This is a genomic window from Deferrisoma palaeochoriense (assembly GCF_054656955.1).
Genome location: NZ_BAAHXI010000115.1, coordinates 1 through 5,527, shown reverse-complemented (window position 1 = coordinate 5,527; position 5,527 = coordinate 1). Strand labels below are relative to the sequence as shown.

The window sequence follows — 5,527 nt, the reverse complement described above, 5'->3', positions numbered from 1 at the left end:
TACGGCCTGAGCATGCAGGCCTGGATCTACAGGGCCAAAGATCTCGGGGTCGTCTCGGAGTCTGTGGCCCGACGCCTTTTCGCGGAATTCCGAAAACGGGGGTGGCACCACACGGAGCCCGGAGATGCGTTTCCCTCGGAAGAACCCCAACGCCTGAAGCGTCTGGTGGTACGCGCTCTGACGGAGGATCTGATCTCCGAAGCGCGAGCCGAGGAGCTGTTGGGCATGCCCCTCCCCGAGTTCTGGCGTCGCGAAGCCGAGCAGCACGATGGGTTCCCCCTCAGCCTCGGTATGGGTGCTTGACGCCAACGTGCTGATCGATCTGCACCGAGGAGGCGTGCTCGACGCAGTCTTCCGGCTCGGGGTTTCCCTAGCCGCGCCGGATGTTGTCGTCGCCGAACTGCGGGCGCCGGACGGAGCCGCTCTGCTGGGCATGGGCCTCGCGAGCCTCGAACTCTCGCCGGAGCAGGTGCGGGAAGTGGCCGAACTGATCCCCAGGTATCCTGGCGCGTCCACCAATGAGATCTTCGCCCTGGTGCTAGCGAAGGCGTTGGCCGCTCCCCTCCTCACAGGAGATAGGCACCTCCGGCGAGCCGCGGAGGACCAAGGTGTCGCCGTCCATGGCACCTTGTGGCTTCTGGAGGAGATGGTGCGGGCCGGCGTGATTCGCAAGCGCCAAGCCGCAAACGCTCTGACCAGGATGCTCGTCCACGGGCGTCGACTGCCCAAAGGCGAATGTGAACGGCGGCTCCGCGCGTGGGCCAGGTGAGCCGGGGGGAAGCCCCCTCCAGCGCAGACGTCGGAGGCACCCCCACGCGCGGCGCCTCCGGGGCCTGGAAAACGAGCACCGCTCACGCAGCGCCCCGGGCCGCGCCGCGGCTCACGGAGTTTCCAAGTAACTTCGGCTAGGCAGCTGGGCTGCTCGGCAGCTAGGCGGCTAAGGCCATTCGGGATTCCGGCAACATCACGCCAGCCAATCGGTGGGGGCGGCTGCCGTATCAGGGGCCAGAATTCAGAAGTCAGAGGCCAGAGAACCCCTTGTCTTCTGTCGTCTGTCCGCTGACTCCTGACACGGTCGCCGCTCCCACCCAAAACCCAGACGCGGACGTTACTGTCCTGCGTACTGGGGCCCCAAAGGAGCCCTGAGGAGCTTCCGACTCCCTGGGCGCCGTGCCACGGCGATGGCTTGACGCCGGAGAGCGGAGGGTTCATTCGCGTGGGTGAACGGGATCGGATCCGAAGCCTAGAGACACAGTTGCGGCAAGCCCTTGCGGAGTGCGAGCGGCTTCGGAAGGAGAACGAGCGGTTCCGATCCCGGGCGGCGAACAGACCGCCAGACACATCCCACGAGCCGCTCCGCGCCGAAGCAGCCGCCCAGGTCCACCGCCTGTCGCCCGCTTCCGAAAAGATCGCTCTTTTTCGATCCTTGTTCCGGGGGCGGGACGACACCTACGCCCTCCGGTGGGCATCAAGAAAGGGTCGGGCCGGGTACTCCCCAGCCTGTGGGAACGAGTGGCATCCCTCGCTGTGCGGCAAGCCTGAAGGGAAATGCGCCAGATGTCCGAACCGGGAACTTCTCCCTCTCACGGACGGCGTCATCCGCGAGCATCTGAGGGGGAGGAAGACGGTGGGGATCTATCCCCTGCTCTCCGACGAAACCTGCTGGTTCCTCGCAGTGGACTTCGACAAGGGCGGATGGCGGGAGGACGCTGTCGCGTTCCTGAACGCGTGTCGGGAGAACAATGTGCCCGCCGCTCTCGAGCGGTCCAGGTCCGGCAACGGTGCCCACGCGTGGATCTTCTTTTCCGAGCCGGTGCCCGCCAGGCTCGCGAGGCAGCTCGGAAGCGCTCTCCTCACGCTCGCCATGGAGAGGCGCTACGAGATCGGTCTGGACTCGTACGACCGGCTGTTTCCCAACCAGGATACCCTTCCCAAAGGGGGTTTCGGCAACCTGATCGCGCTTCCCTTGCAAGGGGAAGCCAGAAGGGAAGGAAACTCGGTATTCGTGGACGAGACGTTCACCCCGTACCCAGATCAGTGGGCTTTTCTGTCCGCCGTGCCCCGGCTGACCGGCGCGGCGGCGGAGCGGGTGGTGCACTCGCTGGCATCCGACGGTCACGTTCTCCGGGTGCGGCACGTGGACGGTGAGCCGGAACTCCGGGAACCCTGGCGCCTTCCCCCGTCCGGGACCTCGGAGAATCGGCCCATCCCCGGTCCGTTCCCCGAAGCGGTCCGCGTCGTCCAAGGAGACCTTGCCTACATCGAGAAGAACGGGCTGCCCCCGGGACTCCTGAACCGCCTGGTCCGGATCGCCGCGTTCCAGAACCCGGAGTTTTACCGGGCCCAAGCCATGCGGCTTTCCACGTTCGGAAAACCCCGGGTGATCCACTGCGCAGAAGACTTTCCAGAGCACGTGGGCTTGCCAAGGGGATGCCTCGACGAGGCGATCTGCCTGCTGGAGGCCCACGGCATCGCGGTGCACCTTGTGGACGAGCGCCACGGGGGTACGCCTCTGGACGTCACGTTTCGAGGTCAACTCCAAGATCTCCAGGCAGAGGCGGCCAGGGCCCTGCTCGCCTACGACACGGGCATCCTTTGTGCGACCACCGCCTTCGGGAAGACGGTCGTGGCGGCATGGCTTATCGCCGCTCGAGCGGTGAGCACGCTGGTCCTCGTACACCGGACGCAACTCTTGGAGCAGTGGAGGGAACGACTCAGCGCCTTCCTCGGAGTATCCTTGAAGGCCATCGGCCAGATCGGCGGCGCAAAGAACCGACCCACGGGCCTCTTGGACGTCGCCACCCTCCAGAGCCTCCACCGCAAGGGAAGGGTCAAAGACCTGGTGGCCGAGTACGGGCACGTGATCGTGGACGAGAGTCACCATGTGCCTGCCTTCGGGTTCGAACAGGTCCTACGGAAGGTCAAAGCGAGGTACGTCCTGGGCCTCACGGCTACGCCCACCCGAAAGGACGGCCACCACCCCATCCTCACCATGCAATGTGGCCCCGTCCGGTTTAGCGTGGAGCCGAAAAAGGCGGCTGCGGCGCGGCCCTTTTCCCACGAAGTGATCCCCCGGTGGACCTCGTTCGTGGTAGATCCGCAGACGACCCTGGCGGGGATCCAGGCGCTCTATTCCGCACTGGCGCGGGACCCCTCCCGGAACGAACTCATCTTGAAGGATGTGCTGGAATCCTTGGGGCAAGGGCGTTCCCCACTGGTGCTGACCGAGCGGCTCGACCACCTGGACCTGTTGGCCCATCGCCTCGAAGAATCCGGGGCCCGTCTGCTGGTCTTCCGCGGGGGGCTGGGTCGCAGAGAGCGGCGGCGATTCGCGGAAGAGATGCGTTCCATTCCGAGTAGCGAGCCCAGGGCGATCGTCGCAACCGGACGCTCCATCGGTGAGGGGTTCGATGATGCGAGGTTGGACACGCTTTTTCTGGCGCTGCCGATTGCGTGGCGAGGAACCTTGCAGCAGTACGCCGGGCGCTTGCATCGGGTCCACGCCGGAAAACGGGTGGTTCGCATCTACGACTACGTGGACGCCGAAGTCCCCGTACTCCTGCGGATGTACCACAAGCGCGTCCGAGGCTACCGGGCCATGGGTTACGAGTTCCGGGAGGAGGGCCTGAACGGACCGGCCTCGCGATAGGGCACCATCCCGACCTCAGACCGGGCCCGTCCACGTCTCTCCCCCTGCAAGTAGAGGCATCCCTCGCACCTCTCGCCGTTGCGGCGTTTCGTCTGGCATCGGCCCGGGCCCGCTGCTAGGGTTCCGGTCGCCATCGGCGCCTCCAGTGGCGGGGCGAACGCCTGTGGCCCCGGGACGATCGCAACGAGGTGTCACCATGAAACGACCGCCCGTCCCCTCCCCCGCCGAGATCGTCGCGGCGGCCCGGGCGTGCGGGGCCGACCTGGCCGGGATCGCGGCCCTGGCCGACCTGCGGGCCTCGCCCTCCCATGAGGCCTGGCCCCGGCTGGGGCCTTACGACGGGGTGGGCACGGTGGAACCCGGCGACGGGGACCGGAGCAGGGTGCGCTGGCCCGAGGGGGCCCGGTCGGTGGTGGTCCTGGCGGTGGCCCACCCCGAGGCCGAGCCCCACCTGGACGCCTGGCACCGGGACCGGAAAGGGGGCACCGAGGGAAACCAGAAGCTCATCGAGGCGGCCCTGGGCCTCGCCCGGTGGCTCGGGGAGCGGGGCGTGGCGGCCACGCCGCTTCCCTACCACGTCGAGCGGGGCGGCCTTTTCCTCAAGGACGCCGCCGTGCTCGCCGGGCTCGGGTGCCTGGGCCGGAACAACCTGCTCGTGACCCCGGCCTTCGGCCCGCGGGTCCGGCTTCGGGCCGTGGCCGTGGAGCCGGCCCTTACCCCCACCGGCCCCTCGCGGTTCGACCCCTGCGCGGGCTGCCCCGCCCCCTGCCGGTCCGCCTGCCCGCAGGGGGCGTTCCGGACCCGGGTGTACGACCCCCGCGAGGTGGGGGTGGCCGCGCTGCCCGGCCGCGACGGCTCGTACGACCGAATGGCCTGCAACCTTCGCATGCGCGCCGACGAGGCCGCGGCCGCCGGCGGCCCGGTGTACTACTGCCGCCGGTGCGAGTTCGCCTGCCCCGTGGGCCGGGAACCCTGATCCCCGGAACCCCGAGACGGCGGCGGCCCCGAAGCCCCCGCCGCACGCGCCCGGGGCGCCGCGGCCTCTTCCCGGGGCTCGATTTTCCGGGGGCCCGCGGTGAGATCGATTCCGAGGGGATAGAGCACCTGGAGGACCTTGCCCACCCGGGCCGTGGGCTTACCCCGTTCGAGTTCCGAGAGAAAGCGCACGCGGACGTTGCACACCGCCGCGGCGTCCTCGAGACGGAGCCCCTGGCGCCTTCGCGCGGCGCGAACGACCGCGCCGAGTTCTTCTGTGGTCCGGATCCAGGTCGGTTCGATCATGCCGGCCATCCCTGTAACGCCGGCTAAGACGCTCGGCGGCGCGAGCCGGTCGGAGCCTTCTCCCCCAAACGCGTCTTGGTCGCCGAACGCAGTGCAAACCGCCGCGTGGGCACCTCGTGTCTCGTCGGGAACTATCCCGATCGGGAGAACAGGGGACCGGCGGGCGACAAAAGGAGCTTCGTTTTCCCGCTCGGGATATTCCAGCGCCGCCGTCCCCCCGGAGTTCCTTCGTCTGGGCGGCGCCGGCCACCGATTCCGGGAGGAAGTCGGAAAGCGGACGGCATGCGATCCGAACGTGTGGACGGCATCGCCCGGAACCGGTGGACGGCATCCCGTCGGAATCGGCGGCTGGCTTGGCCCTGTGCACGCACCTCCGACGAAGCGTTCACCGATCAGAGGGTCGATCGGCACCCAAAACGCAAGACGGAGGCCCCGGTCGTCAACCGACAGCGGCCATTTTGCAGCAGTCCGCGAGCGGCGGTCCGGCAACCCCACTGCCATAACTTTATAACCTGTCAGCGTCCCCTCCACGCTGCCTAGCGCGACTCTCACGCCATAGGAAAACCGGAGGTCCCGTGAGGAGCCTGGACGGGATCG

Annotated in this window: 5 protein-coding genes; 3 read left to right on the top strand and 2 right to left on the bottom strand. The window is 68.0% G+C overall.

The genetic code is table 11. The features are described from left to right. A partial coding sequence (locus ACYQ8L_RS17975) for a hypothetical protein (RefSeq protein WP_459943198.1) occupies window positions 1–267 on the bottom strand: 267 nt, incomplete at its 3' end. A 1-nt stretch (window position 268) separates the two neighbouring features. Here ACYQ8L_RS17975 and ACYQ8L_RS17970 point away from each other — a divergent pair. From ACYQ8L_RS17970 to ACYQ8L_RS17960, 3 genes are all read left to right on the top strand, one after another. After that, complete coding sequence (locus ACYQ8L_RS17970) at window positions 269–769, top strand: PIN domain-containing protein (protein ID WP_488193254.1); 501 nt, start codon at window positions 269–271, stop codon at window positions 767–769. Window positions 770–1,186: 417 nt separating this feature from the next. Further along, window positions 1,187–3,649 carry a TOTE conflict system archaeo-eukaryotic primase domain-containing protein gene (locus tag ACYQ8L_RS17965; protein WP_459943196.1) on the top strand — a complete coding sequence of 821 codons (2,463 nt, stop codon included), beginning with the start codon at window positions 1,187–1,189 and terminating at the stop codon, window positions 3,647–3,649. A 196-nt stretch (window positions 3,650–3,845) separates the two neighbouring features. Continuing rightward, on the top strand, window positions 3,846–4,625 hold the full coding sequence (locus ACYQ8L_RS17960) for a 4Fe-4S binding protein (RefSeq protein ID WP_459943195.1): 780 nt from the start codon (window positions 3,846–3,848) through the stop codon (window positions 4,623–4,625). On the opposite strand, the gene ACYQ8L_RS17955 is transcribed toward ACYQ8L_RS17960, so the two are convergent. Then, complete coding sequence (locus tag ACYQ8L_RS17955) at window positions 4,577–4,930, bottom strand: helix-turn-helix domain-containing protein (protein WP_459943194.1); 354 nt, start codon at window positions 4,928–4,930, stop codon at window positions 4,577–4,579. The two genes, ACYQ8L_RS17960 and ACYQ8L_RS17955, sit on opposite strands and share 49 nt — an antisense overlap. Window positions 4,931–5,527: the final 597 nt, after the last annotated feature.